Source organism: Mangrovibacter sp. MFB070 (genome assembly GCF_000705335.1).
In the GTDB taxonomy this organism is placed as follows: Bacteria; Pseudomonadota; Gammaproteobacteria; order Enterobacterales; family Enterobacteriaceae; genus Mangrovibacter; species Mangrovibacter plantisponsor.
On sequence record NZ_JJMI01000019.1, the window covers coordinates 269,971 to 294,887 of the forward strand.

Annotated in this window: 24 protein-coding genes; 18 read left to right on the top strand and 6 right to left on the bottom strand. The window is 51.5% G+C overall.

The genetic code is table 11. The features are described 5' to 3' along the window. Nucleotides 1-7: 7 nt before the first annotated feature. Both DT73_RS07800 and DT73_RS07805 read right to left on the bottom strand, forming a co-directional pair. Complete coding sequence (locus DT73_RS07800; RefSeq protein ID WP_036106562.1) at nucleotides 8-649, bottom strand: TenA family protein; 642 nt, start codon at nucleotides 647-649, stop codon at nucleotides 8-10. Beyond that, nucleotides 649-1,491 carry a BtpA/SgcQ family protein gene (locus DT73_RS07805; protein ID WP_036106565.1) on the bottom strand — a complete coding sequence of 281 codons (843 nt, stop codon included), beginning with the start codon at nucleotides 1,489-1,491 and terminating at the stop codon, nucleotides 649-651. The genes DT73_RS07800 and DT73_RS07805 overlap by 1 nt, the downstream gene beginning before the upstream one ends. A gap of 27 nt (nucleotides 1,492-1,518) precedes the next feature. Between DT73_RS07805 and DT73_RS07810 the strand changes: the two genes are divergently transcribed. Then, nucleotides 1,519-2,388 carry a PfkB family carbohydrate kinase gene (locus tag DT73_RS07810; protein WP_036106567.1) on the top strand — a complete coding sequence of 290 codons (870 nt, stop codon included), beginning with the start codon at nucleotides 1,519-1,521 and terminating at the stop codon, nucleotides 2,386-2,388. 14 nt (nucleotides 2,389-2,402) lie between these two features. Here the strand turns inward: DT73_RS07810 and DT73_RS07815 are convergent, their stop codons facing one another. Beyond that, nucleotides 2,403-3,347: a substrate-binding domain-containing protein gene (locus tag DT73_RS07815; RefSeq protein WP_036106569.1), complete on the bottom strand. Its 945-nt coding sequence runs from the start codon at nucleotides 3,345-3,347 to the stop codon at nucleotides 2,403-2,405. A gap of 306 nt (nucleotides 3,348-3,653) precedes the next feature. On the opposite strand from DT73_RS07815, the gene DT73_RS07820 reads away from it, so the two are divergent. The 8 genes from DT73_RS07820 (at nucleotide 3,654) to DT73_RS25100 (ending at nucleotide 11,824) form a co-directional block, all read left to right on the top strand. Beyond that, nucleotides 3,654-4,673 carry a LacI family DNA-binding transcriptional regulator gene (locus DT73_RS07820; RefSeq protein ID WP_036106571.1) on the top strand — a complete coding sequence of 340 codons (1,020 nt, stop codon included), beginning with the start codon at nucleotides 3,654-3,656 and terminating at the stop codon, nucleotides 4,671-4,673. Between the two features lie 351 nt (nucleotides 4,674-5,024). Beyond that, nucleotides 5,025-5,771 (top strand): ATP-binding cassette domain-containing protein, encoded by a 747-nt coding sequence (locus DT73_RS07825; protein WP_170123767.1) that lies wholly within the window; start codon nucleotides 5,025-5,027, stop codon nucleotides 5,769-5,771. Nucleotides 5,772-5,790: 19 nt separating this feature from the next. Beyond that, nucleotides 5,791-6,792: an ABC transporter permease gene (locus tag DT73_RS07830; RefSeq protein ID WP_170123768.1), complete on the top strand. Its 1,002-nt coding sequence runs from the start codon at nucleotides 5,791-5,793 to the stop codon at nucleotides 6,790-6,792. A gap of 3 nt (nucleotides 6,793-6,795) precedes the next feature. Beyond that, complete coding sequence (locus tag DT73_RS07835; RefSeq protein WP_036106581.1) at nucleotides 6,796-7,875, top strand: phosphotriesterase; 1,080 nt, start codon at nucleotides 6,796-6,798, stop codon at nucleotides 7,873-7,875. Between the two features lie 13 nt (nucleotides 7,876-7,888). Then, nucleotides 7,889-8,647, top strand: coding sequence for a glutamine amidotransferase (locus DT73_RS07840; RefSeq protein WP_036106584.1), 759 nt, complete (start codon nucleotides 7,889-7,891; stop codon nucleotides 8,645-8,647). Next, nucleotides 8,644-9,768 (top strand): M20 family metallopeptidase, encoded by a 1,125-nt coding sequence (locus DT73_RS07845; RefSeq protein WP_036106598.1) that lies wholly within the window; start codon nucleotides 8,644-8,646, stop codon nucleotides 9,766-9,768. The genes DT73_RS07840 and DT73_RS07845 overlap by 4 nt, the downstream gene beginning before the upstream one ends. Before the next feature lie 484 nt (nucleotides 9,769-10,252). Further along, on the top strand, nucleotides 10,253-11,212 hold the full coding sequence (locus DT73_RS07850; RefSeq protein ID WP_036106601.1) for a hypothetical protein: 960 nt from the start codon (nucleotides 10,253-10,255) through the stop codon (nucleotides 11,210-11,212). Nucleotides 11,213-11,227: 15 nt separating this feature from the next. Continuing rightward, nucleotides 11,228-11,824 (top strand): hypothetical protein, encoded by a 597-nt coding sequence (locus DT73_RS25100; protein ID WP_152552498.1) that lies wholly within the window; start codon nucleotides 11,228-11,230, stop codon nucleotides 11,822-11,824. Here the strand turns inward: DT73_RS25100 and melR are convergent. Then, the gene (gene melR / locus DT73_RS07860; protein WP_036106918.1) at nucleotides 11,821-12,762 is read right to left on the bottom strand and encodes a transcriptional regulator MelR; all 942 of its coding nucleotides are present in this window, start codon (nucleotides 12,760-12,762) and stop codon (nucleotides 11,821-11,823) included. The genes DT73_RS25100 and melR overlap by 4 nt on opposite strands. Nucleotides 12,763-13,035: 273 nt before the next feature. On the opposite strand from melR, the gene DT73_RS07865 reads away from it, so the two are divergent. The 3 genes from DT73_RS07865 (at nucleotide 13,036) to DT73_RS07875 (ending at nucleotide 16,190) form a co-directional block, all read left to right on the top strand. Beyond that, on the top strand, nucleotides 13,036-14,391 hold the full coding sequence (locus DT73_RS07865; RefSeq protein WP_152552503.1) for an alpha-glucosidase/alpha-galactosidase: 1,356 nt from the start codon (nucleotides 13,036-13,038) through the stop codon (nucleotides 14,389-14,391). 112 nt (nucleotides 14,392-14,503) lie between these two features. Beyond that, nucleotides 14,504-15,934 carry a melibiose:sodium transporter MelB gene (gene melB / locus DT73_RS07870; RefSeq protein WP_036106604.1) on the top strand — a complete coding sequence of 477 codons (1,431 nt, stop codon included), beginning with the start codon at nucleotides 14,504-14,506 and terminating at the stop codon, nucleotides 15,932-15,934. Between the two features lies 1 nt (nucleotide 15,935). Next, the gene (locus tag DT73_RS07875) at nucleotides 15,936-16,190 is read left to right on the top strand and encodes a SemiSWEET transporter (RefSeq protein WP_036106607.1); all 255 of its coding nucleotides are present in this window, start codon (nucleotides 15,936-15,938) and stop codon (nucleotides 16,188-16,190) included. A gap of 72 nt (nucleotides 16,191-16,262) precedes the next feature. Here DT73_RS07875 and DT73_RS07880 read toward each other — a convergent pair whose 3' ends face one another. Continuing rightward, nucleotides 16,263-17,219 (bottom strand): aldo/keto reductase, encoded by a 957-nt coding sequence (locus tag DT73_RS07880; RefSeq protein WP_036106610.1) that lies wholly within the window; start codon nucleotides 17,217-17,219, stop codon nucleotides 16,263-16,265. 427 nt (nucleotides 17,220-17,646) lie between these two features. Between DT73_RS07880 and DT73_RS07885 the strand changes: the two genes are divergently transcribed. The 6 genes from DT73_RS07885 to aroD all read left to right on the top strand — a co-directional run bounded on the left by DT73_RS07885 (nucleotide 17,647) and on the right by aroD (nucleotide 23,956). Further along, nucleotides 17,647-18,003, top strand: a complete 357-nt coding sequence (locus DT73_RS07885) for a DUF1870 family protein (RefSeq protein ID WP_036106613.1) — start codon at nucleotides 17,647-17,649, stop codon at nucleotides 18,001-18,003. A gap of 13 nt (nucleotides 18,004-18,016) precedes the next feature. Beyond that, a complete protein-coding gene (gene aroL, locus DT73_RS07890) occupies nucleotides 18,017-18,559 on the top strand; it encodes a shikimate kinase AroL (RefSeq protein WP_036106617.1) in 543 nt (180 codons plus the stop codon). A 429-nt stretch (nucleotides 18,560-18,988) separates the two neighbouring features. Then, nucleotides 18,989-20,986, top strand: coding sequence for an FAD-dependent oxidoreductase (locus DT73_RS07895; RefSeq protein WP_036106620.1), 1,998 nt, complete (start codon nucleotides 18,989-18,991; stop codon nucleotides 20,984-20,986). A gap of 76 nt (nucleotides 20,987-21,062) precedes the next feature. Continuing rightward, entirely contained in the window at nucleotides 21,063-21,926 is an 864-nt protein-coding gene (locus DT73_RS07900) for a shikimate dehydrogenase (RefSeq protein WP_036106623.1), read from the top strand. A 14-nt stretch (nucleotides 21,927-21,940) separates the two neighbouring features. After that, nucleotides 21,941-23,170: an MFS transporter gene (locus DT73_RS07905; RefSeq protein WP_036106625.1), complete on the top strand. Its 1,230-nt coding sequence runs from the start codon at nucleotides 21,941-21,943 to the stop codon at nucleotides 23,168-23,170. Between the two features lie 27 nt (nucleotides 23,171-23,197). After that, a complete protein-coding gene (aroD, locus tag DT73_RS07910) occupies nucleotides 23,198-23,956 on the top strand; it encodes a type I 3-dehydroquinate dehydratase (RefSeq protein WP_084172253.1) in 759 nt (252 codons plus the stop codon). Between the two features lie 45 nt (nucleotides 23,957-24,001). Here the strand turns inward: aroD and DT73_RS07915 are convergent, their stop codons facing one another. Continuing rightward, nucleotides 24,002-24,904 carry a LysR family transcriptional regulator gene (locus tag DT73_RS07915; RefSeq protein ID WP_036106630.1) on the bottom strand — a complete coding sequence of 301 codons (903 nt, stop codon included), beginning with the start codon at nucleotides 24,902-24,904 and terminating at the stop codon, nucleotides 24,002-24,004. Nucleotides 24,905-24,917: the final 13 nt, after the last annotated feature.

Genomic DNA, 24,917 nt, shown 5'->3' on the forward strand with positions numbered 1-24,917 from the left:
ATTATTTTTAACCCAGCATCGCCTGGTGAAAATCGATTTCCCACGCCAGGACATCACCATATAACTGGCTGAGCCGCTGCTTTTCCTGCCCGGAAAGCGTTAAACCGCACTGGTCCACTTCCTGTTTCAACCAGCACGCCTGCTGGTAAAAAGCATCATCCGCATGCATAGATAACCAGTCGCGCAGGTCTTCATCGTGCTGTGGCCGGGCAGCAGCACGCGCGCACCAGTGGTAATACATCCACTCAGCGCCAAACATCAGAACCATGATGTCGGCGTAGCCGCCAGTACGGGCGGCTTGTAGCATGCCATCGCGAAACCGAATAAACCCGGCAGGCGCGGGTTGCCAGTGTTCAGCAACCACACCGCGCTTTGCCATTACGCGTTCAAACCAGCCAAGTTGGGTATCTACCAGGCCATTCAGCCCCTGGATTAACCAGCGCTGGCGTGATACATCCGGCGCATGGCTCAACCCCTGAGCCAAAATTTCCACTGCACTGAACACAAACTCCCCTTCGAAAACCAGGTAACGATGAAAAGCGGTTTCTGGCAAGGTTCCCTGTTCAATAGCCTGCACAAAGGGATGCTGTTGCATCGCATTCCATACATCAATATGGTCGGCCAGCAGTTGGTCACTGAATGCGGTCATCAGGCCTCCAGTGCCGGGCGGGCAGCAGCCATAAACTTCACCACCCGTTCACGTTCTACCGGGTTCCACCAGACCCCGCCTTCTTTCAGCGCACTGGCAACAATCACGCCCTGGGTACGGCCTAAAATGGTCGCCACGTTGTCCGGCGTCACACCCGAGCCCACCAACAAAGGCAGCGACGTGGCACTGCGAATATCGTCAATTTCACTCAATGTGGCGCTGTCACCAGTACGTTGCCCGGTGGCAATCACCGCGTCGGCTTCAAAAAACTCGACATCGCGGGTTAGCTCAGCAACGGAGCGGTCTGCCACAATGGCATGGCTGCCATGTTTTACGTGGCTGTCGGCAAAAACACGAATGTGGCTCGCCTGAAGTTGGTTACGGTAGCGCAGAGCTTTTGCCGCGGCCCCTTCCACAAAACCTTCATTGGCGATATAGGCATTGGCCCACTGGTTAACCCGCACAAAATCCGCCCCACCCGCCAGCGCCGTCGCCAGCGCGGGAATAGCGGCATTTGCCAGAACATTAATCCCCAAAGGAACGGAAAAACGCTGGCGGATATTATCAGTAATCACCGCCATAAATGCCGCTGTTTCCGGGCCAATGTCTTCGGGTTTAGAAAAAGGAATATCGCCATGGTTTTCCACAATCAAACCATGAACACCACCTGCAATATAATTTTCCGCATCACGCAGCGCGCGCTCAACAATACTACTAAAATCTTTGCCATTATATTTTGGCGCGCCAGGAAAGGCTTCACAATGAATAACACCAATCACTACTTTATCTCGTGAAAAAATATCTTGAATTGCGCTCGTTTTTGTTGCTGATATAGAACCCATGTTAAACCTCTAAAAAAGGAAACGGCTATGCATATCTATGTTGCCGGGAATATTACTGTCGATGAAACCTGGCAATGCTCTGCCTTACCGCATAAAGGTGAATCGTTGCACGGAAAAAAAATAATGGCCGATACTGGTGGCAAAGGTGCAAACCAGGCCATTGTTTTATCCCGCTGTGGATTACCTGTAACGTTAATTGCCGGAAGGGGAAATGACCACTACGGAGAATGGATTTACCAACAACTTCAGGCCGAAACATTACAGTTATTTCCAGAAACACCATTACCTGTTCACACCGACACCTCAATTATTTTCACTACCAATGACGACGACAACGCAATTATTACCAGTTGCGATGCCGCCAGTGCACTGGAAACAGCAACCATTACTGCATTACTGGAAACAGCCCGCCCGGGTGATGTGCTGGTGCAACAGGGTAATTTCACACCGGAAAAAACCCGGGAATTATTTACCTGCGCCAGGCGCAAACAACTGCTGACTGTTTTTAACCCTTCTCCTGTCCAGGAGGATTTTCGCCAGTTGTGGCCCCTGGTGGACATCGCCGTCGTCAACGAACATGAATCCCGCTTACTGCAGCCCGACACCACCCGCACCCTGGTGGTGGAAACGCTGGGTAGCCAGGGCGCACGGTTACACGCCCACGGCCACACAGAGCATGTCCCTGCGGTGCCTGCCACCGTGGCCGATACCACTGGTGCTGGCGATACATTTTTGGCGGTGATGCTGGCCTCTGCACTGCTGCGCAACACCCGGCCAGATGCCCTTGCCCTGCATCATGCAAGCCAGGCGGCGGCTATCACCATCAGCCGCCCAGGAACACGTCTGGCTTTCCCGAGCAGAGCAACACTGGCGGCGCTACTGGCACAAGCCGGGTAGCGCCTGCAAGTGGGTTATTTAAACAGTGGGCGGAACGTATCAACGTTCGCTTTTGTCACCACAGTTGCCGGAACAAGGATGTTCTTGCTAACAGTTTTACCGCTGTTAATCGCATTCAGCGCTTTCACCGCTTCCTGCCCCATTTTTTCCGGGTCCTGTTGCAATACAGCAGTCACGTAACCGGCATCAATACCACTAATGGCACGGGCGGTGAGATCCCAGCCAAACACCTTGATTTGGCTCTGTTTACCCTGGTTTTCTACTGCGGCAATCGCCCCCAGCAATGCAGGTTCACCAGTGGCATAAATAGCCGTCAAATCCGGGTTACCGGTTATCAGGTTTTCAGCTGCGGTCATGGCATCATCCTGGATATTTCGGCCATCCACCACATCCGCAACACTGATGCCTTTATGGCCCTTCAGGGTTTCTTCAAACCCTTTCTGGCGCTGGTTCTGAATCGCGGAGTTAAGTGCCCCAACAATGCCAAGGCGGGCTTTGCCTGCGGCATTTTTATTAATGTAGTCAACAAAGAATTTGCCTAAAATTTTGCCGCCTTCTTCGTTATCCACCCCAACCTGAGCAGCCTGAGGCCCGGCAGGCAATACCGCATCAATAGCAATGACAGGAATATTTTTCGCTGCGGCTTCTTTAATAGCGGGCATAATGCCATTCACATCAATGGCATCAACCATAATGCCTTTAACACCCTGTTCAATATAGTTTTCAATGGCATCATTTTGCGATACAGGGTTATCGTTAGCATTAAAGATAACTAAATTTTTCCCTGTAGATTTTGCTTCTTCTTGTGCGCCTTTATTCATCAGGTTGAAAAACAGTGCCTGCTGGTTAATTTGCACCAATGCATAGCCTGGCGTTGCCGCCATTGCTTTACCGAACAAGAGTGCAGAAAGTATCAGCGCGCCAGAAATAACATTTTTTTTGCTGGTGTTGAATAACATTGGTCATGCCCTCGTCAGAAAAATTATGAACTTGTTACAAAGCAACAAGGTGTATTTTGGCGGGACAAATAAAGAACACAGACGCCAAAAATGGGGCCTGCGAGAGAAACGAAACATATTTTCTCAGGTATTCCATAACCAGAGAAAATGCAGCAAAGGCAACGTCGGGAACAGGTTATTAAAATTCGCGCTTTGGCATCTCTTGTCAAGTGCTAATTTTCATCCCCCGGAAAAGGTGACAAAACGCTATATTCCTGAGCGCTATCTGTGTTACTGATATGAACAGTCAATACGATAACGGCGATCATGACCAAAAAACGGGTTGTTCTTTCAGACGTTGCAAACCTGGCGGGGCTGTCGAAAGCCACTGTCTCACGCTACCTCAACCATAATCTGGTGTTGCCTCAGGAAACGGCAGCACGGATTGAGGCAGCCATTCGTAAGCTGGATTACCAGCGCAACAGTCTGGCACGCCGCCTGAGCAAAGGCGGCAGTGAAACACTTGGTCTGGTGCTGCCGGATATCACCAACCCCTTCTTTGCTGAACTGGCCGATGCCGCCGAAGAAGCCGCTTCTGCACAAGGTTACAGCCTGGTGCTGTGCGTCACGCGGAATAACCCTGAAAAAGAACGGCAGTTTATTCGCTGGCTGGATACCTGCCAGGTCGATGGCCTGTTGTTTACCACCAACCGCCCGGATGACGGCCTGTTGCGCCGCGAGGTACAGCACCACCAGCGGATAATTTTGCTCGATGAAGACATCCCTGGCAGCCATGTTCCCAAAGTGTTTGCCGACAACCTTCAGGGTGGCCGCCTTGCGACAGAGCAGTTAATCCGCGCCGGGCACCGCCACATTGCGTTTGTCGGTGGGCCGGATGCCCTGATGAGTGTACGCGAACGCTACCAGGGTTTTTGTGAAGCGCTGGCAGCCGCGGGCCTGTCATGCCCTCCGGAATGGGTGCTATATGGCGAATACCAGCGTGAATATGGCGGCAAAGCACTGGATCAGTTATTCAGTGGTTCACAATGCCCCACGGCGATTTTCGCGGCCAGTGATTACCTGGTATTGGGCATTCTTGACGGCTTGCGGGCTCGCCAGCTCCAGGCTCCTGAAGCCCTGTCACTGGTCGGGTTCGATGATGCCAGTTACGCTAATTTCACCCAACCACGCATTTCCACTATCCGCCAGCCAGCCCACCAAATGGGGACCACGGCGGTGCAACTGATGCTGCGTTTACTTAACGGCGAAACCGTGCCGGAACAGACTCGTTTTCCTGTTGAATGGGTTGCCCGTGATTCCATCATGCCGCCCCCCAGGCTGCGCTAATTGTGTGCAATGGCTGCGCAGTTTTAGCGCAATACGCCCTGTTAAGGCATCACTCATACTAACTACTTAGTAAACCGGTTTACTAAAAAACTTCCATTTTAATCATTTAAATTCAATAGATTACAATAATATCCAGTGAGTGTTTTTTAACCTGGCATGGTTACTGCTTGGGTAAATGCGGCGAACAAGTAACGAACACAGCAAACCTGAAGGGTGGTCGTCACCATTAAGTAAACCGGTTTACAAGAAGTGGACCGGTGTGGCGACCATCCGAATACGCAACGTCATCTACCGTCACACGACATTGGGAGTAATGGCATGCAACAACAGGCAGTCCCGGCCAGAGTCGAGATGGTGAATATCACCAAAACTTACGGCTCTATACGTTCATTACGTGGCGTAAACCTGCGCCTGGCCCCCGGAGAAGTTCTCGGGTTGGTCGGCGACAATGGTGCGGGCAAATCCACACTCACCAAAATCCTGTCGGGGGCTGTAGTCCCCACCAGCGGGGCAATTCGCATTGATGGTGAAGAACACCGTTTCCAGACCCCGGCGGATGCCCGGCGTTGCCAAATAGAAATGGTTTACCAGGACTTATCACTGTGCGACACCGTTGATGTGGCCGGCAACCTGTTTATGGGCCGCGAGCCAATGAAACAGGTGCTGGGTATTCCTTTCCTGGATGAACAGCGCATGCACAAAGAAGCCCAGGAGATGCTCAAGGGCCTGGGAATTTCTATTCCGGACACCCGGCTGATGGTGCGTAACCTGTCTGGAGGGCAACGCCAGGCCATCGCCATTGCCCGTGCAGCGGCGTTCAACCCTAAAGTGCTCATCATGGATGAACCCACTGCCGCCCTGGCGGTTGCAGAGGTAGAAGCCGTACTGGAGTTGATCAAACGTGTCAGCGCCCGTGGTGTCAGCGTGATCCTGATAACTCACCGCTTACAGGATCTGTTCCTGGTCTGTGATCGCATCATGGTGATGTACGAAGGCACCAACGTTGCCGACCGTCGCGTTGCCGAAACCAGCCTGAGCGATATCGTCAACTTGATCGTTGGCGAGAAATTCACCGCCCACTCCGCTCAGGCTCATTGAGGGGATAACCATGAGTACCATTAATATGTCCAGCCCCCGCGTACTGCAGCACAGCCTGCCCAAACGCATTTTGCACAACCACTCCGGCGTGGTGAGTATCGCGCTATTTTTCGTGTTCTGCTGCCTGGTGTTCTCACTTATCACCAGCTACTTTCTGACTGGCAATAACTGGCTGAATATTATTCGCCAGACTGCACCGCTACTGATTGTCGCCAGTGCAATGACCTTTGTGATTACCACTGGCGGCATTGATCTTTCCGTAGGATCCACACTGGCCCTGGTGGGCGCGCTGTCGGCTATTGCGCTGAATCACTGGGGCCTGCCCTGGCCTGTCGTGTTTATTGGCGGCCTGGCGGTTGGCGCACTGATCGGCCTCATCAATGGCTTTTTCATCGCCCGTGAAGGGATCCCCGCGTTTATTGTCACACTGGCAACACTGGCGGTAGTTCGTGGTGTGGCACTGTTGATAACCCAGGGCTATTCCATACCGGTTCCGGCCGGGAGCGGTTTTACCTTTATGGGGCGGGCGTGGGTGGTGGGCATCCCAATGCCGGCACTGATCGGTATCGCGGTATTGATCATTGCCCATTTTGCGCTGAACCATATGCGTTTTGGCCGCTATGTCACCGCGATTGGTGCAAATAACGAAGGTGCACGCCGCAGCGGGATCAAAACCCAGTCAGTGACGATGCGTGTGTACATGCTCAGTGGCATGGCCGCGGCACTGGCTGGCATGATAATCACCGCCCGCCTCGGTAGTGGGTCATCCAACCAGGGCGAAGGGTTTGAACTCCAGGTCATTGCCGCTGTGGTGTTGGGCAGTACCAGCCTGTTTGGCGGGTTTGGCACTATCATTGGCACCTTGTTGGGCGCGCTCTCCATTGCAGTTATCCAGAACGGCCTGATCCTGTCCCATATTTCACCGTTCTATACCCAGATTGCCACGGGCTGCATCATCCTGCTCGCCATCTGGCTGAACACCCGCATTCTTAACCCCACCCGTTCTGCCGCAAAAGGATAGCTCATGAAGGGTTCAATTTTTCGCCACCCCACGCCGCTGCCTGTTGGGGTGAACAGTGGCAGTGTGATGACTGTGCTCGGGCCAATGCCTGTTGGGGAAATGGGCGTCACGCTGATGCATGAACATATATTGCTGGATGCTGCTGGAAAATGGGTTCCACCGTGCTGTTGCAGCGACCGCCATATCGCCGAAGCGCCGGTCAGGATCGAGAATCTTGGGGAGTTATCACTCAACCCATTAATGAGCCGCGATAACTGCCAGTTGTTCGATGTAGATGTTGCTATTGAAGAACTCATGAAATACCGCGCGCTGGGTGGAGAAACTGTGGTTGACCCAACTAACCTCGGCATTGGCCGGGATCCCCATGCATTGCAGCGTATCTCGCGGCTCACCGGCCTGAATATTGTGATGGGCACCGGGTTATACCTCGAGCCATCACATCCGGACTGGGCCAAAACTCTGGATATCCAGACGCTGGCCGACAAACTGATTTACGACCTAGGCGGCATGGATGAAAAGCCAGAAGTGGTCGCCGGGTTAATTGGCGAAATCGGCATCTCCAGCCGCTTCACACCAGAAGAAGAGAAATCGCTCCGGGCTGCCGGGCGCGCCAATGCCGCAACCCAGGTTCCCATTGAAGTCCACCTGCCGGGTTGGGAGCGGCTGGGCCACAAAGTGCTGGATATTCTGGAAGAAGAAGGGGCAGACCTGCGCCATACCGTGCTGTGCCACATGAACCCCAGTTTTGCCGACAAAGCCTATCAACATAGCCTGGCGAAACGGGGCGCGTTTCTGGAGTACGACATGATAGGCATGAGTTACTACTATGCCGACGAATCTGCCCAGTCGCCTTCCGATGAAGAAAATGCCCGTGCTATTCGCGAACTGATTGACGCCGGTTTTATTCACCAGGTGCTGCTTTCCCAGGATGTGTTTTTGAAAACCATGCTCACCCGTTATGGCGGCCATGGTTACGGCTACATCCTCAAACATTTCGTGCCCCGCTTACGCCGCCACGGCGTTACCGGCGAACAACTGGAAACACTAATGATAACCAACCCGCAACGCGTATTTGGCGGGTAACAGGAGTTTATCCATGCAAAAGTCTGTTTTACTGGTCGGCGAATCCTGGACCAGTAGTGCCACACACGTAAAAGGGTTTGACCAGTTCTACACGGCCACTTACCACACCGGGGCTGATGCCTTTCTCGCGGCACTGAAAGAGAGTGATTACCAGGTCACCCACATGCCCGCTCACGAGGCCCAGGCCCACTTTCCCACCACCCTTGAAGCATTACAGGCGTGGGATGTAGTTATTTTGTCCGATATTGGTGCGAACACCTTGTTACTGCACCCGGACACCTGGCTGAAAAGCCGCCGTACCCCTAATCGCTTAACGTTACTGCATGATTATGTTGCCGGGGGCGGGAACCTGATGATGATTGGCGGTTACTTCAGCTTTCAGGGTATCAACGGTGGTGCTCGCTACCGCAATACCGCAGTCGAGAAAGTGTTGCCGGTGCGCTGCCTGCCCTGGGATGACCGGGTAGAAGTGCCGGAAGGCGCCAGCGCAGAGTGCATTACCCAGCACCCGGTGCTCGACGGGCTGGCAGGGGAATGGCCGTGGTTGCTGGGCTATAACGAAGTAGAAATGCACCCCGAAGGCCAGTTGCTTGCTACGGTATCTGGCACCGGGCATCCACTGTTGGCGGTGCGGGAGTATCAAAAAGGCCGTACTCTGGCCTGGACCAGTGATATGTCTGCTCACTGGCTGCCCGATGAGTTTTGCCAGTGGGATGGTTACCGCCGCCTGTGGGTCAATGCGCTGGACTGGCTCACCCGGGCCCGCTCATGACGACACCACTTATCACCCTTGCCCGGCAGTTACTGGGGTTCAACACCATTAACCCGCCGGGCAATGAACACGCCTGTATGGCGTTTCTTGCCAACCACCTGGTAGAACGCGGGTTTGAGGTAAGCCTGTTACCCTTTGGCGACAATCGTACTAACCTGGTTGCCCGGTTACCGGGCAATACTCCGGGTGCGCCACTTGGGTTTACCGGGCATCTGGATACCGTGCCGCTGGGCCAGCAACAATGGCAGTATGACCCGTTCGGCAAAGATATCGTGGGCGGCCGCCTGTATGGGCGTGGCAGCAGCGATATGAAAGCCGCTATTGCCGCATTTATTGGTGCCTGCGATGCACAACGGGCCGCCATTCGTGCTGGTACCGGAGTCACCCTGTGGCTGACCGGTGGCGAAGAAACCGGGTGTGATGGTGCGCGGGCATTGCTGGAATCCGGCCTGGCTGGTGCCGCGCCAGGCGCACTGATTGTGGGCGAACCAACAGCCAATTACCCGGTGATTGGGCATAAAGGCGCGCTCTGGCTGCGGGCAGAAGCAACCGGCAAGACAGCCCATGGAGCCATGCCTGAACTGGGTATCAATGCCATTTACCTGGCGGCAGCCGCACTGCAAAAAATCCAGCATTTTTCCCCCGGCCCGGATCACCCATTAATGCGCCACCCAACGCTGAATGTTGGCCGCATTCACGGTGGCCTGAATGTTAATTCAGTTCCGGACCACGCGGTGTTTGATGTGGATATCCGCACGGCCCCGAATCTTAACCACAGTGATATTTGCCAGCGGCTGCATCACCACATTGGCGAGCATATTCACCTGGCAGCGCAGGTTGACCTGCCTGCGGTTCTGACAGACCCACAAGACCCGTGGATTCAGGCGGTCTTCGCACTCTGCCAGCCACTGCATGGCACGCCACTTACGCCACGGATCGTGCCTTACTTTACCGATGCCTCGCTGTTGTTACCTGCGCTGGGAAATCCACCCTGTATTATCCTCGGTCCAGGCGAACCCGCCATGGCGCACCAGACAGATGAATATTGTGAAGTGAACAAACTGGAACAGGCACAAAGCCTGTATGGCGATATTATTGCGGGCTGGATGGCGTCTGCTTAATTTTTATGTCGCTGGGTCACTACTTTGGCTGGTGGCCCGCACACAATTTTCCGCACTGCCGGGTTAATAACACAACCAGGCTCACCACATGGCCTGCCCGGGTTTGCCAAAAATTACCGGTTTCCCCGCACAACTCAGCGCATTTTCCCCACAGTTTTCTTTCACAGATCCCTATTTTTTGCCCGGCATAATAAGAACAATCTTAAATACCCTGTTCCGGCAGCCCTTTAACCTGTTGCGATAAATAACAATGAATTACCACATCATTCACAATTTATGAGTCTGATGACAAACCTCATGTCCGCACAGAACGAGAGGATGTCACCCAATAAAAAACCAGGAAAATCAATTTATTGATTTTCGGCTGCTAACTAAAAAGAAGGAAAAACCACGCTTTTTCCTTCTTTTTCATCAATCTGAATTTTTTTGCTTTGTTTTCTTGTTACTCAATACAACGCATGGTTCTGGAGAGAGGAGTTTCAACATGCAATACCCTGGCAATAACATAGAAGCAGGCATGCCTGACTATGCCGGTGCGCGGTTGTTTGGCGCAAGCGGTGCAGCAGATATCGATTTTCAAAAACTGGCCGATACGCTGGATTGTTCCCGCAATTTCTACCAGGTCGGGATTATTTATGATGACGGGAAACAGCGCTGGCTGGTGCGCCCTTCGCGGCGGGCGAAATCCATGGTCAAAAGTGAAGTCAGCCATGTCATTGTGACCAAAGTCCGTGCTGTTTCTGCAGAACAGGCAACCAAAGCTGTGGTCAACACCCTTCAGGCCCCTTCACTGACCAATGAAATCACGTCAACTGCTATTGCCTGTGGCGCAACCGTTGCCACCGTGGTGCTGGCCGTTGGCGCGTCTGCTGCCGTGCCATTTACTGCAGGTGGTTCCGGTGTTATCGCCGCAATGATTGTGGCTGGTGGTTTGGCAACAGCAGCCCAGTGCGCAATTGGCGTTGGCCGCCTGGCGTTTATCGGCACGGGCCACAGTGATGACGTAGCATGGCTGGACAGCCAGGGTTGGTACAACACCACCAGCACCGTGCTGGATGTCATTTCTCTGGCGGGTGCCGGTGCAGGCCTGAAAAGCACTCTCGAAACCTGGAAACTAATGAAAGGCGTTTCCTCTGCCAAAGCCGTTGAGTGGCTCAAAGGCCTGAGCCGGGCTGAACGCAAACGCCTCACAGAAGAAATTATCCGTGCCCAGAACCCGGGGATATCCGGTGCCGGAATCAAAGCCGCCATGAAAGCTGGTGTGTACCCGAAACGCTTCCCGGCAGAAGCGCTGCAACACAGCCTGCAACGCGAATTAGCCAATGCAATGGTGAATACCTCGGCATTTGCAGGCAGTGCGATGACCGGCACCATTCGCCACCCGGGAAATGCGGTACAATCTGGCCAGTATGTTATCGGCCTTCTTCAGTCTTTCTCTCTTTAATGTGTACTGCGTGAAATGAAGCAAATTACAGCGAGCCTTGCCCGGATGAAATTGTTGGATGCCCGCATACGCCAGGCCAGTGAAACAGAACTGGAAGCCGTAATGCAGGAACTGGTTTTCCCGGGTGTGCTTAACCCATTTAAATTTGGCCTGCCTCTGGCGCTGAGTATGCTGTGCGCGCTATGCAGCTTTGCCATGCCGCAACCGGCGCTGTGGATGGGGATATTTTATCTGGCAGGCTGGCCGGGCAATGCAGTGTTCGCCGGTATAGTTCCTGGTGTACTGCTCTTTTGCCTGGTGCTGTTCACTCTGGGCTCGTTGGCTGCCAGAGGTTACTACCTGGCACTCAGGGGCTACCTGGTTTTGTTACGGTGCGTGGCGGCCATCTCAACCGGGTATCTCCTCTTTACGCTGGCCCAATTGTTTCTGGGCCATGCACCACACCCGTTGTTTGTGGCGATGTCTGTTGCAGGGGTTGCTTTCAGCGCGCTCAGTTTCACCAGCCTCAATACACCTGTTTTTAGCCAGGCGGTAAATGGCTTCCTGCACAACCGCGCATGGCGTAAGGCCTGGGTATTACGCCGCCAGAAAACACAAAAATCACGCAGTTAAGCGTTTTCTTCACGCCCCATCAGCCGCCGCTGCTGGCTTAATTTGCGGTACTGCTGGGGTGACATTCCCACATAGCGGTCAAAAGCGCTGTAAAAACGGCTACTCGAACGGAAACCGGCAGTCAGTGCCACATCCAGTACCGTTTTATCCGTATCGCTTAATAATGCCCGCACATGGTTGATGCGCATCGCGGTAATGTATTGCTTCATCGTCAGTTGCATCACACGCTGGAAAATCCCCATGGCATAATTCGGGTTGAGTTTAACATGCTCCGCCACGTCATTAATGGTGAGCGACTGGTCGTAATGGCGGGCAATAAATTCCAGCATCTGGCTGACATAAAATTGAGCGTGGCGTGATACCCGGTTTTTATGTGTTGGCCGGGTTTTATTCACCACCAGTGGCTGCCAGCCAGATAAACTAAAGCGCTTGAGCATCAGGCCTATTTCATCAATGGCGACCTGGCGAATTTGTTCGTCTTTACTACTTAACTCCTGTTGCCAGCGCCGGACTTCAAACTCACTCAATTGCTGGCTGGCGAGCGAGTTGATAACCATGCCATGAGTCACGTAGTTAATCAGTTCTTTATCCAGCGGCCACCCTAAGAACAGGTGCATTGGCAGGTTGAAAATAGCCATACTTTGGCAGTGGCCGGGGTTCGTAAGTTGGTGCGGAGTACAGGCCCAGAACAGGGTAATGTGGCCTTGTTTAATGCGCACAATATCGTTATTGATGACATATTCCACATCCCCATCGAACGGGACATTAATTTCTACCTGCCCGTGCCAGTGGCTGGTTGCCATGGCATGAGGGGCGCGCAGCTCAATTTCCATTTTTTGGTATTCAGAATACAGCGACAACGGGCTGCGTGTTTCCCGTTCATCGCTGCTACACATAAAAGGGTCGGCTGGCAGTGCTGAAAAAGCAGAGTGTCCCATCGTCGCTCCTTGTTCTGGAAAGTAAGAATGATGGCGTAACCCTGGGCAAAAAAACGCGATATCACCCTCAATCCGGGTTATAGCAGAGTAATAATGGAACAGGATTTCTGCCAAAAACTCTGTAAAACCGGTTTTTTCCTCCCATTTAGTCATTTTTATTGCTCTGGCGCGCAAGTTCTGAGTTTCCGGGACAGCTCAACAGGTTACAGGGACGATAACCACTGCCCCTCAGTGCCATGCTGGCATCATTAACAGCCGGAAGGAGAAACCATGATGATGTCCGCCCCTAAAATTGCCTTTATTGGCGCAGGCTCCACTATTTTCGTAAAAAATATACTGGGCGATGTGTTTCAGCGCCCGGCATTAAAAACCGCGCATATCGCACTGATGGATATCGACCCGGTTCGCCTGGAAGAATCACATATTGTCGTGCGCAAACTGATGGAATCTACGGGTGCGACAGGCGATATCACCTGCCATACAGAACAACGTGAAGCGCTGAGCGGCGCTGATTTTGTGGTGGTGGCATTTCAGATTGGTGGCTACCAGCCTTGTACGGTCACTGATTTTGAAATCTGCAAACGCCATGGGCTGGAGCAGACCATTGCCGACACACTCGGGCCTGGCGGTATCATGCGCGCATTACGCACTATTCCGCACTTGTGGCGTATTTGTGAGGATATGACTGCGTTGTGCCCCGAAGCCACCTTGCTGAATTACGTCAACCCCATGGCGATGAACACCTGGGCAATCTATGCCCGTTACCCGCACATCAAACAGATAGGGTTGTGCCACTCAGTTCAGGGAACGGCCGAAGAACTGGCCCGGGACCTGGATATCGACCCGGCAGACCTGCGTTACCGCTGCGCTGGCATTAACCATATGGCGTTTTACCTGGCGCTGGAAAAGAAAACTGCGCGGGGTGATTACACATCTGTCTACCCGGATTTGCTGGAGGCGTATGCCCAGGGCCGCGCTCCCAAAGCCAACATTCATGGCAACACGCGCTGCCCAAATATTGTGCGCTATGAAATGTTCAAAAAATTGGGCCACTTCGTTACTGAGTCCTCAGAGCACTTTGCCGAATATACCCCCTGGTTTATTAAACCCGGGCGGCAGGATCTTATCGACCGGTATCAAATTCCGTTAGATGAGTACCCCAAACGCTGCGTTGAGCAACTGGATACCTGGCATAAAGACCTGGCGGCTTACCAGCAGGCGGAACGTATTGATGTGTCACCATCACGCGAATACGCCAGCGCCATCATGAATGCCATCTGGACTGGCACACCCGAAGTGGTTTACGGCAACGTGCGTAATGACGGGCTTATCGACAACCTGCCAGAAGGCTGCTGCGTGGAAGTACCCTGCCTGGTCGATGCCAACGGCATTCAGCCAACCCATATTGGCAGGCTGCCAGCCCACCTGGCCGCGTTGATGCAAACCAACATTAACGTTCAGACGTTAGTCACTCAGGCTGTGCTGAATGAAAACAAAAACGATGTGTACTATGCCGCCCTGCTCGACCCGCACACCGCTGCCGTGTTAAGCATTGACGAAATTTATGCACTGACGGATGACCTGATTGCCGCTCACGGAGACTGGTTACCTAGCTGGCTCCACAACTAAGTACGTAAACAAGCAGTACGCAAATAAACACGCGGGAGCAACTGCCTCCCGCACTGGCAGGTAACCGTATCACTCTACATGAGGCAGCCCTGGGAACACAGGCTGGTACCCTATGAGTATTTCAATGACAACAAAGCTCAGCTACGGTTTCGGTGCATTCGGTAAAGATTTCGCTATCGGCATTGTTTACATGTACCTGATGTATTACTACACCGATGTAGTTGGCCTGTCCGTTGGCGCGGTCGGGACACTGTTTTTAGTCGCCCGTATCTGGGATGCCATTAACGACCCCATTATGGGCTGGATAGTCAACGCCACACGCACCCGCTGGGGCAAATTTAAGCCGTGGATACTGGTCGGTACACTGGCAAACTCCGTAGTGCTCTTTTTACTCTTCAGTGCGCACAAGCTGGATGGCAATGCACAGCTCATCTATGCCGCCGTCACGTATATTCTGTGGGGAATGACCTACACCATCATGGATATTCCATTCTGGTCACTGGTGCCAACCATAACGCTGGATAAACGTGAACGTGAGCAACTGGTGCCTTACCCACGCTTTTTTGCAAGCCTTGCCGGGTTTGTAACAGCCGGTGTCACCCTGCCGTTTGTAGAAGCGGTTGGCGGCGCAAACCGCGGTGATGGGTTCCAGTTGTTTACTCTGGTGTTGATTGCTTTTTTTATTGCTTCTACGCTTGTCACGCTGCGTAACGTGCACGAAGTGTATTCATCCGACAGCCCGGGCACGTCTTCCTCCTCCTCCGCAACCAGCCTGAAAGCGATTTTTGGGCTGCTGTATAACAACGACCAGTTACGTTGCCTGTTGGGCATGGCGCTGGCTTACAACATTGCCGCCAATATCGTGAATGGCTTTGCCATCTATTACTTCACTTATGTGATTGGCGACGCCAGTTTATTTCCCTGGTATATGTCTTATGCTGGCGCGGCTAACCTTGTTACGCTCATTCTGTTCCCCCGGCTGGTCAGGCGGCTTTCCCGGCGCATACTGTGGGCTGGCGCTTCGTTAATGCCCCTGCTGGGCAGTGGCGTATTGCTGGTTGCCGCCCTGAGCCAGTTCCACCCGGTGATGGTCATTTTACTGGCAGGCGTTTTGTTTAATATTGGCACCGCGTTGTTCTGGGTTTTGCAGGTGATTATGGTGGCCGACACCGTGGATTACGGCGAATATAAACTCAATGTGCGCTGCGAAAGCATCGCTTACTCAGTACAAACCCTGGTGGTGAAAGGCGGTTCAGCATTTGCCGCGTTCTTTATCGCTCTGGTGCTGGGAGTCATTGGTTATGTTCCCAATGTCGCCCAGTCTGCCAGCACCCTGGCAGGCATGCAGGTCATCATGATTGTATTACCGGCATTTTTCTTCCTTGCCACGTTATGGCTCTATTTCCGCTACTACAAACTCAATGGCGACATGTTGCGGCATATTCAGATTCACTTGCTGGATAAATACCGCAAACCCGGCACGGTAAAACCGGCAACGCCCCTTACCCGCCCAGTAACCGGGCAGCCGGAAACCGGGGTATAACATGGAGTGGCACACATTTGTGGGTTACCTGGCAGCCAGCCTGACCACGCTGTCGTTTTTACCCCAGGCAGTTAAAGTTATTACCACCCGCAACACACAAGGGATCTCTTTACTGATGTACCTGATGTTTGTGTGTGGGCTGGTGATGTGGCTGGCCTATGGGCTATTGATTGGCGACGCAGCGGTAAGCCTGGCAAACTTGCTGACACTGCTGTTTGCCCTGCCCATTCTGGTGATTAAATACCGCCAGGGATAACACCTGGCGGGTTACCCGCCACAGGAACAGGCCAGGTATACTTACTGGCCTGTTTACACTCAAAATAGTGAATTACTCCTGGCTTGCGTCATTCAATTGCGCGAGGTCATCCGGGTTTAATTCCAGGCTCATGGCACGGACAAAGGCATCAACTTGTGGCACCGACGTGGCGCTGGCAATAGGGGCGGTGACCCCGTCCCTGGTGCTCAGCCAGGCAAGAGCCACTTCGGCTGGTTGCGCATCATGGCGGCTTGCCACATTGTCCAGAGCCTCCAGAATAGCCATACCACGCGGCGTCAGGTACCTGGCAACCCGGTCGCCACGCTTGCCTTTGCTCAGGTCTTGCTGGCTACGGTACTTTCCGGACAAGAAACCCGATGCCAGGCTGTAATACGTCACTACGCCAATATTTTCCTGAATACACAGTGCCTGGCGGGCTCCTTCAAACGAATGCCGGTCAAACAGATTATATTCAGGTTGTAACACCTGATAGCGTGGAACCCCGGCGTTGTCTGCCGCGGTCAGTGATGCTTTAAGCTGGTCAGCATCGAGATTTGATGCCCCAATAGCACGAATTTTCCCCGCTTTAAGCAACGTCTCGTAAGCGCCCAATGTCTCTTCATAAGGCGTAGAATTATCTGCCCAGTGGGAAAAATAGAGATCGATGTAATCTGTCTTCAACCGGCGTAATGAGTCTTCAACCGCCTGGGTTATCCAGCGCGCAGACAACCCTTTTTTATCCGGCCCGCCCATATCGGAACCCACTTTGGTAAACAGCACAATCTTATCGCGAACTCCAGGATGAGCCGCCAGCCAGTTGCCAATAATGGTTTCCGATTCGCCCCCTTTATTACCTGGTACCCAGGCCGAATAGACATCTGCGGTATCAATCGTATTGAACCCACGTTCAAGCAGCGCATCGAGCAAAGAGAAACTGGTTTTTTCGTCTGCTGTCCAGCCAAAAACATTGCCGCCAAACACCAACGGCGGAATGTGTAACCCTGTTGTACCTAGTGTGCGTAACTTCATGTCTGGCTCCTGTACCTGTTTTTCCATCCCGTTGTGTGGCCGTTTTTCCTCCACAACCAGTGGCTCACCGCCCTGTTGTGATTGCGCCCCCCAAGAGATGAACCTTATGGCAGCGTAGTAACCAGACCCGGGTTCAACATTCACACTCTGTGCGCTTAACCACTTTTTATGTGTCAGTTTGTTCTGAGTGTTTCAATATTTAACCAGCCGGTGTCCCCACAACAAGACAACATGAGGCAGTTACCCGGGGTTTAAAAAGTGAGCCTGGTGCGGAAGAAAAGAAAAGCGCCATTAAGTTGAGAGAGGTAATAAAAAACAAATCCTGATTTAAATACTTGCACGAGTCATGACACAGATCACCTTTATTAATTATATATTTCTCATACCATTATTCCAACAACACCAGATAACCCTGAGAAACAAGAAAATGAATAACCTCGAACTACAGGCATTACGCTACCTTTTTTTTCTTTCCGTTAAAGAATCTGCAACCTGGATTGCCGGAGACAGTGACACAGAAACATGGTCTCAATGGGAATCTGGGGAAAAAGAAATCCCTGAAGATATTATCGTAAAAATGGAAGCGCTAAGATTAATCCGCAAAGAACGTATCGCTGCAATTGTTCACAAAATTAATGACCGCATAGGTAACAATACGATGCGTTACTTCACTTCTTTTGAGGACTTTCTGCAGGTATACCCTGGCGGGGATTTTTTACAATGGAAACTCTACCAGTCGGCTGCGGCTGAACTGTTTTCCCGCAACTTAGAGCGGTTATGTTAAAGGCCTGGATATTATGAGAAAAGCGATAATACTCATTGGCCCCCGGGCGAGCGGCAAAACCACCATTGGTAAAATGCTGGCGGCAGACCTGGCTTTAACTTTCGTTGATACCGATGAAGCGCTACAACAACGTACAGGTAAAACCATTGCACAAATTGTTGACGAAGAAGGCTGGCCTGCGTTTCGCAAAATTGAAAGCCAGATACTGAAGGACTTTACGTCGCCGGAGCATGTTGTGGCGACCGGTGGTGGTATGGTACTGAGTGAAGAAAACCGTAACCATATGAAAAACAATGGTATGGTTTTTTACCTTAGTGCCTCTATTCAGGCTCTGGTGGAACGGCTTTCCGCTAACCCGGCAATCAGCCAGCGCCCTTCCTTAACCGGCCTGGACATTATTGATGAGCTGAGTAGCGTACTGAAAGAGCGGGAAAAACTGTACCGTTCAGCCACACATTTTGTCATTGATGCTGACAGGAATAAGGCACTGGTCATGCAGGATATCTTCAATCTTTACCTGTCCAATATTGCACATCAGCCAGCACCACTGCGTTAAACACACCTGAAAGGTACAGGTTCCCGGCCTGTACCTTATTTTCTAAAACCCTTTTAATGTGATCTGTTGCACATTTTCAATTTTTTCTCGCCACCAAATCCAGGGAAAAACTGGCTTTTCTCACGGCACAGAAAAATCTGAACCAGCTTTTCAAAAAATAAACATCAGTATTTAGCTCACATTTATTCGCGATTTGTTAACAACAATCAAATGGAATTATTTTTTTGTAACTTGCAAGTTAACCTAAAAATTAAAACAACATCATAAAATTGTTAATTCCATAGAATACCTCTATGACTACCCATAAAAAAAAGCATTATTTTCCCTCTCATTGCTCTTCTACCATCAGGATAAGAAAAAAAATCACCCCAAGAATGCAATCTATTAATTACTGAAAAGATGCACTCTGTCGTACCCAAGGAGAGCAAAATGAATACTTACCGCCATATATTTTCGCCTGTCACAATAAATGGCATGACATTAAAAAACCGTATCATAATGCCCCCAATGGGAACGAACTTTGCCGGAATTAATGGCGAGGTTTCAGAAGAGCAACTGGATTATTATGAGCTGCGAGCCAAAGGTGGTACCGGGCTAATTACAATTGAAAATGTCTGTATTGATTTCCCTTTCGCTTCAAATGGTACAACACAATTACGTATTGATAATGACCAGTATGTACCCGGGCTGTTTCGCCTGACAGAGCGCCTGCATAAACACGGTGCCTGTGTCTCAGTGCAACTTAACCACGCAGGGGCATCGGCATATCCTGGCCGCCTGAATCACCAACAACCATTGTCCTCTTCCAATGTGCCTTCCAAAAAAAATGGTCTGGTTCCCCGGGCCATGACCAAAGAAGATATTTACCAGGTTATTGATAAATTTGGTGAAGCAGCACTGCGTGCACGCCAGGCGGGTTTTGACTGTGTCGAGATTCACGCGGGCCACTCTTACCTGCTGTGCCAGTTCCTCTCCCCGGTTTATAACCAGCGTGATGATGAATTTGGTGGTTCACTGGAGAACCGTGCCCGTATTGTTCAGTTAGTGATTGATAAAGTCCGTGAACAAGTTGGCCCCCGTTTTCCAATCAGCCTGCGTTTCAGCCTGGAAGACTTTGTCGAAGGCGGGAACCACAAAGATGACATGATAACCATGCTGTCTTACTGCCAGGACAAGGTTGATATTCTCAATGTTTCCGTTGCCTTAAACGACACACTCCAATTCCAGATTGACCAGATGGATCTGGAAGACGGCTGGAAACGCAAGTTATCGCGTGTTGTGCGGGATAAATTCCATAAGCCGACTGTTGTTTCCGGCAACATCCGCACCCCGGCCATTGCCGAAAGTATTCTGTCTGAAGGCGATGCCGACCTGATTGCCATCGGCCGTGGTCTGATTGCGGAACCTGAATGGGTCAACAAAGTACAACACGGCCAGGAAGCACAGATGCGCAAGTGTATTTCCTGCAATATTGGCTGTGCCGACCACCGTATCGCCCGTTCCCGGCCCATTCGTTGCTCAATTAACCCCGACATTATTCATGGCGACGCCTATAAACAACGCCACGTTCGTGAACCTGTACGCGTGGTAGTGATTGGTGCGGGTACCGCCGGGATGGAAGCCGCCTGCACAGCAGCTGAAGTGGGTTGCGAAACCTGGCTACTGGAAGCCAAAGGGCAACCGGGAGGCCTGGCCGCAGAAATATCTACGCTCCCTGAAAAACGCCGTATCGCTGATTTCCCGGCTTTTATGAAAAACCGCATCAATGGGCTCAGTAACCTGCGCCTTATCACCGGCAAACAGGCAAGTGTCCGGGACATTGCGGCACTGGAGCCACACCTGGTAATTAATGCCACGGGTTCGTCACCCTTGTTGCCGCCCATTAACGGGCTGATGGACTTTATTGATAAACCCAACAGCAAAGTCTTTTCCATTAAAGGCATGCTCAACAATCTGCCGGCATTTGACCACCCGGAAAATAAACAGGTCGTGGTGATTGGCGGCGGTGCTGTCGGGCTGGATGTGACCGAGTTTTTTGCTCTGCGCGGCGCACATGTTTCGCTGGTAGAAATGATGCCGGCCCCTGGCCGTGATTTAGACCTGATAACCAAAACATCCATGATGAGCATGCTGCAGAAATATGGTGTGACTCAGTACATGAACACTCGCCTGATGTCGGTTAACGCCGACAGCTTCACCGCTGAACAGCAAGGCGAAACCCTTCACCTTCCCTTCGACTATGGCTTTGTTTGCCTGGGCATGCGGGCTGACCAGCACACCCTTTCCCCGCTGCAATCCTGGGGACTGGAACACAACGTCAACATCGTCAATATCGGCGACAGCGTCGCTGCCCGCCGCATCATCGACGGGGTACGTGAAGGGCGAAATATTCTCAGCACACTCGAAGACATGGGCGTTCTGGCGTAACGACAACACAAACACCTGACAGCGCCAGGCTGCCAACCCTACATCTTTTGCATTTAAATATAATGAGGAAATTATCATGACAGAACGTATTACTGGCCACACAGAGCTGATCGGTTTGATTGCCACACCTATCCGCCACAGCCTGTCACCCACCATGCATAACGAAGCCTTTGCCAAACTGGGCCTTGATTACGTTTACCTGGCTTTTGAAGTGGACAACCAGGAACTGCCCGACGTTATTCAGGGGTTTCGTGCCTTGAAATTGCGCGGTTTTAACGTATCCATGCCGAATAAAACTGCGGTATGCCAGTATTTGGACCAACTGTCCCCCGCAGCACAACTGGTAGGTGCGGTGAATACCGTGGTCAACGATGACGGCGTTCTGACCGGGCACATCACCGATGGTACGGGTTATATGCGCGCGCTGTCAGAACAACAAATAGATATTATTGGAAAAAAAATTACGCTGTGTGGTGCCGGTGGCGCTGCAACTGCCATTTGTGTGCAGGCCGCGCTGGACGGTGTAAAAGAAATTTCCATTTTTAACCGTAAAGATAACTTCTTTGCCAATGCCGAAGCCACCGTCAAAAAAATCCGCGATAACACCAACTGCGTGGTGAATCTCTACGATATGGACGACAGCAAACGCCTGCGCCAGGAAATGGATGACAGCGTGCTGTTCGCCAACGCCACAGGTATGGGGATGAAACCTTATGTGGGCCAGACATTGCTGCCAGACGACAGCTTCCTGCGCCCGGATTTAATTGTCACCGATGTGGTGTACAACCCACTGAAAACACGTTTGCTGGAAATTGCCGAGAAGAAAGGCTGCCGCACCATGAATGGTCTTGGCATGATGCTGTGGCAAGGTGCCCGCGCATTCGAAATTTGGACCGGGAAAGAAATGCCCATTGAATACGTTAAAAATATTCTATTTTGATAAGGTACGAGAAGATGAAAAATCGTTATCTTCCCACCGCTCTGGGGCTATACCTTAATTACCTGGTTCATGGGATGGGCGTGATTCTTATCTCCCTGAACATGCCACACCTTGAGCAACAATGGCAGACTGACGCCGCCGGGGTATCCATCGTTATTTCCTCACTGGGGATTGGGCGACTGGTGGTGCTGTTCTTGTCTGGTATGCTTTCAGACCGCTTTGGGCGCAAACCCTTTATCTACCTGGGAATGGCCTGTTACTTACTGTTTTTCTTTGGAATACTGAAGTCGCAGACCATTGCTGTTGCTTACGCGTTTGGCTTCCTGGCCGGTATCGCCAACAGTTTCCTGGATTCAGGAACTTACCCGGCGCTGATGGAGTCGTTCCCCAATTCGCCCAGTACAGCCAATATTCTGATTAAAGCGTTTGTTTCCGCAGGCCAGTTCCTGTTGCCGTTTATTATCAGCCTGTTGGTCTGGGGCAATGCCTGGTTTGGCTGGTCGTTTGTTGTTGCCGCGTGCATTATGATCCTTAATGCCATCTTTTTGCTCAAACGTCCTTTCCCGGACCAGGACCAAAAAAAGGCAGGAAAAGCGAACAATCCGGCTTCAGGTGCCAGCAACCAGGTGGCGGCCGCTCCCCGGATGTCACGCAGTGAGATACTGGATATAGCCTGCTTCACGCTCTACGGCTACATCTCTATGGCGACGTTTTATCTGGTCAGCCAGTGGCTTTCTCAATACGGTCAGTTTGTTGCAGGAATGGAATACGCTTCTGCCATTAAGTTACTGAGCCTGTATACCGTTGGGTCATTGTCCTGCGTATTCATTACAGCCGCATTGGTGAAAAAGACAGTCAGCTCACATACCCTGTTGATGCTGTATACCTTTATCTCCTTTATTGCACTGCTCAGTGTTTGCCTGTGGCCAACGCCTGTAATGGTGGCAGGGTTCGCATTTGTCATCGGTTTCTCCGCCGCTGGCGGTGTTATGCAACTGGCGCTGACAATCATGGCAATGAAATTCCCGCAGGCTAAAGGGAAAGCAACCGGGATTTTCTACAGTGCTGGGAGCCTGGCAACCTTCACCATCCCACTGATTACAGCAGAATTATCACACACCAGTATCGCCAGTATTATGTGGTTTGATACCGGCCTGGCTGCCGCCGGATTTGCGCTGGCCTTAATTATCGGCGTGAGGCAATTCGCAGGTGCCCACTTTGCCGTTAAAAGTGCTCAGGTCTGACACCAACGAGCCTCACAGGAGAACGGGATTATGAACACAGTTACTGTCAGAAATATCACTTTTGGTACTGGTACGCCGCTTATCTGCGTACCGTTGATGGGGAAAACCCGCGAAGAAATCGTCGTCAATGCTCACGAACTGTTGTTACAGAAAGCAGATTTAGTGGAATGGCGAGTAGATCACTTCAGCCAGGTTAGCGACCAGGCGGCAGTCAAGAGTGTGTTATCCGCACTGCGTGACATCATGCCTGCCACACCACTGCTGTTTACTTTCCGCAGCAAAAAAGAAGGTGGGGAGTGCCAGCTCAGCGATGACGACTATTTTGCCCTGAACGCCATGGCGGCAGGCAGCGGCCTGGTTGACCTGATTGATGTTGAGCTCTTCAATGATGAAAAACGTATTGCGCAGTTAGTGGGAATTGCTCATGAGTGCAACGTGCGCGTCATCATGAGTAACCACGATTTCCATAAAACACCGCCGAAAGAAGAAATAATCTGGCGCTTGCGCCGGATGCAGGAACTGGGTGCAGACCTGCCCAAAATTGCGGTAATGCCGCAAACAAGACAGGACGTGCTGGTATTGCTGGATGCCACCACCACCATGGCGGAACTGTATGCCACGCAACCGCTGATTACTATGTCGATGGGCAAACTGGGCGTTATCAGCCGCCTGTGCGGTGAAGTATTCCACTCCAGCATGACTTTTGGTGCTGTGGGCCAGGCTTCAGCCCCTGGGCAAATCTCTGTCAGCGCTATGCGCGCAGTATTGCCACTGCTCTCGGCCTGATAACCAAACCGGTAAACAACCTGGCCAGTTGTTTACCGGTTTATCTTAGCGAAACGAATTCTCCTGGCAAAAACGCAGCATAAACGCTTTAAACGCCTGTGCAGGTGGCGACATCGTGCGGTATTTATGGGTTGCCAGGTACACATAACGGGTTTGCTCAATGTTATTCAGGTTAATAACATGAACATTTGATGACGATAACAAGTTAATCCGCGGCATTATGGCAATCCCATAATTAATGCCGACTAACCCAACCATTGCGGTATCTTCCTCAACATAACAGGCAACATTGGGAATGATATTCTTACCCACAAAGATCTTATCAATAAACTGGCGCAAACCGCTTTTTTCTGAAAAAAAGATAAAGGGATATTCCGCCACATCTTCTAAATCAATATTGAGAATGTTTTTTTGCGCCAGAGGGTGATTTCTCGCAGTCACCAGAACTAACTCCTGGCTAATAATAGGTGTGAAGTCAATATCGGTTTCATCCGGCATCATTGAACAAATAGCCATATCAAATTTATCTGCTTTCAAATCCTGAACAATTGATGACGTTGTCCCCTGGTAAAATGAAAACTGAATGTTGCTTGTTGCAGGTTGGGCGGTGAAATGCTCAATCAGTTGGGGAATGACATACTCCCCCATCGTGTAGATAAAGGCCAGTTTCACGTGGTCAAATGCAACATCTGCCAGCTTAGTCAGGGCGTTACAGCCTTTTTCCAACTCACAAATCGCTTTCTCTACATAAGGCAGGAATAGCATGCCACCACTGGTTATACGGACATTTCTTCCCTGTTTTTCAAATAAAGTTACACCTAATTCTTTTTCCAGCTCAGCAATAGCATGGCTCAATGAAGGCTGAGTAATAAACAGGCTTGATGCGGCCTCAGTATAATGCTGCTTTTCAGCCAGCCTTTTAAAATAGTACAACTGTTTAAGGTTCATGAAGCCACTCCAG

What these genes read in the sequence shown, in the direction of transcription:
- DT73_RS07900 (WP_036106623.1), top strand. Translation starts at nt 21,063, where the DNA reads ATGACAGAACGTATTACTGGCCACACAGAGCTGATCGGTTTGATTGCC.
- DT73_RS07825 (WP_170123767.1), top strand. Translation starts at nt 5,025, where the DNA reads ATGGTGAATATCACCAAAACTTACGGCTCTATACGTTCATTACGTGGC.
- DT73_RS07840 (WP_036106584.1), top strand. Translation starts at nt 7,889, where the DNA reads ATGCAAAAGTCTGTTTTACTGGTCGGCGAATCCTGGACCAGTAGTGCC.
- DT73_RS07820 (WP_036106571.1), top strand. Translation starts at nt 3,654, where the DNA reads ATGACCAAAAAACGGGTTGTTCTTTCAGACGTTGCAAACCTGGCGGGG.
- DT73_RS25100 (WP_152552498.1), top strand. Translation starts at nt 11,228, where the DNA reads ATGAAGCAAATTACAGCGAGCCTTGCCCGGATGAAATTGTTGGATGCC.
- DT73_RS07875 (WP_036106607.1), top strand. Translation starts at nt 15,936, where the DNA reads ATGGAGTGGCACACATTTGTGGGTTACCTGGCAGCCAGCCTGACCACG.
- DT73_RS07905 (WP_036106625.1), top strand. Translation starts at nt 21,941, where the DNA reads ATGAAAAATCGTTATCTTCCCACCGCTCTGGGGCTATACCTTAATTAC.
- DT73_RS07895 (WP_036106620.1), top strand. Translation starts at nt 18,989, where the DNA reads ATGAATACTTACCGCCATATATTTTCGCCTGTCACAATAAATGGCATG.
- aroL (WP_036106617.1), top strand. Translation starts at nt 18,017, where the DNA reads ATGAGAAAAGCGATAATACTCATTGGCCCCCGGGCGAGCGGCAAAACC.
- DT73_RS07915 (WP_036106630.1), bottom strand. Translation starts at nt 24,904, where the DNA reads ATGAACCTTAAACAGTTGTACTATTTTAAAAGGCTGGCTGAAAAGCAG.
- DT73_RS07880 (WP_036106610.1), bottom strand. Translation starts at nt 17,219, where the DNA reads ATGAAGTTACGCACACTAGGTACAACAGGGTTACACATTCCGCCGTTG.
- melR (WP_036106918.1), bottom strand. Translation starts at nt 12,762, where the DNA reads ATGGGACACTCTGCTTTTTCAGCACTGCCAGCCGACCCTTTTATGTGT.
- DT73_RS07835 (WP_036106581.1), top strand. Translation starts at nt 6,796, where the DNA reads ATGAAGGGTTCAATTTTTCGCCACCCCACGCCGCTGCCTGTTGGGGTG.
- DT73_RS07850 (WP_036106601.1), top strand. Translation starts at nt 10,253, where the DNA reads ATGCAATACCCTGGCAATAACATAGAAGCAGGCATGCCTGACTATGCC.
- DT73_RS07815 (WP_036106569.1), bottom strand. Translation starts at nt 3,347, where the DNA reads ATGTTATTCAACACCAGCAAAAAAAATGTTATTTCTGGCGCGCTGATA.
- DT73_RS07865 (WP_152552503.1), top strand. Translation starts at nt 13,036, where the DNA reads ATGATGTCCGCCCCTAAAATTGCCTTTATTGGCGCAGGCTCCACTATT.
- DT73_RS07805 (WP_036106565.1), bottom strand. Translation starts at nt 1,491, where the DNA reads ATGGGTTCTATATCAGCAACAAAAACGAGCGCAATTCAAGATATTTTT.
- DT73_RS07885 (WP_036106613.1), top strand. Translation starts at nt 17,647, where the DNA reads ATGAATAACCTCGAACTACAGGCATTACGCTACCTTTTTTTTCTTTCC.
- DT73_RS07810 (WP_036106567.1), top strand. Translation starts at nt 1,519, where the DNA reads ATGCATATCTATGTTGCCGGGAATATTACTGTCGATGAAACCTGGCAA.
- DT73_RS07800 (WP_036106562.1), bottom strand. Translation starts at nt 649, where the DNA reads ATGACCGCATTCAGTGACCAACTGCTGGCCGACCATATTGATGTATGG.
- DT73_RS07845 (WP_036106598.1), top strand. Translation starts at nt 8,644, where the DNA reads ATGACGACACCACTTATCACCCTTGCCCGGCAGTTACTGGGGTTCAAC.
- melB (WP_036106604.1), top strand. Translation starts at nt 14,504, where the DNA reads ATGAGTATTTCAATGACAACAAAGCTCAGCTACGGTTTCGGTGCATTC.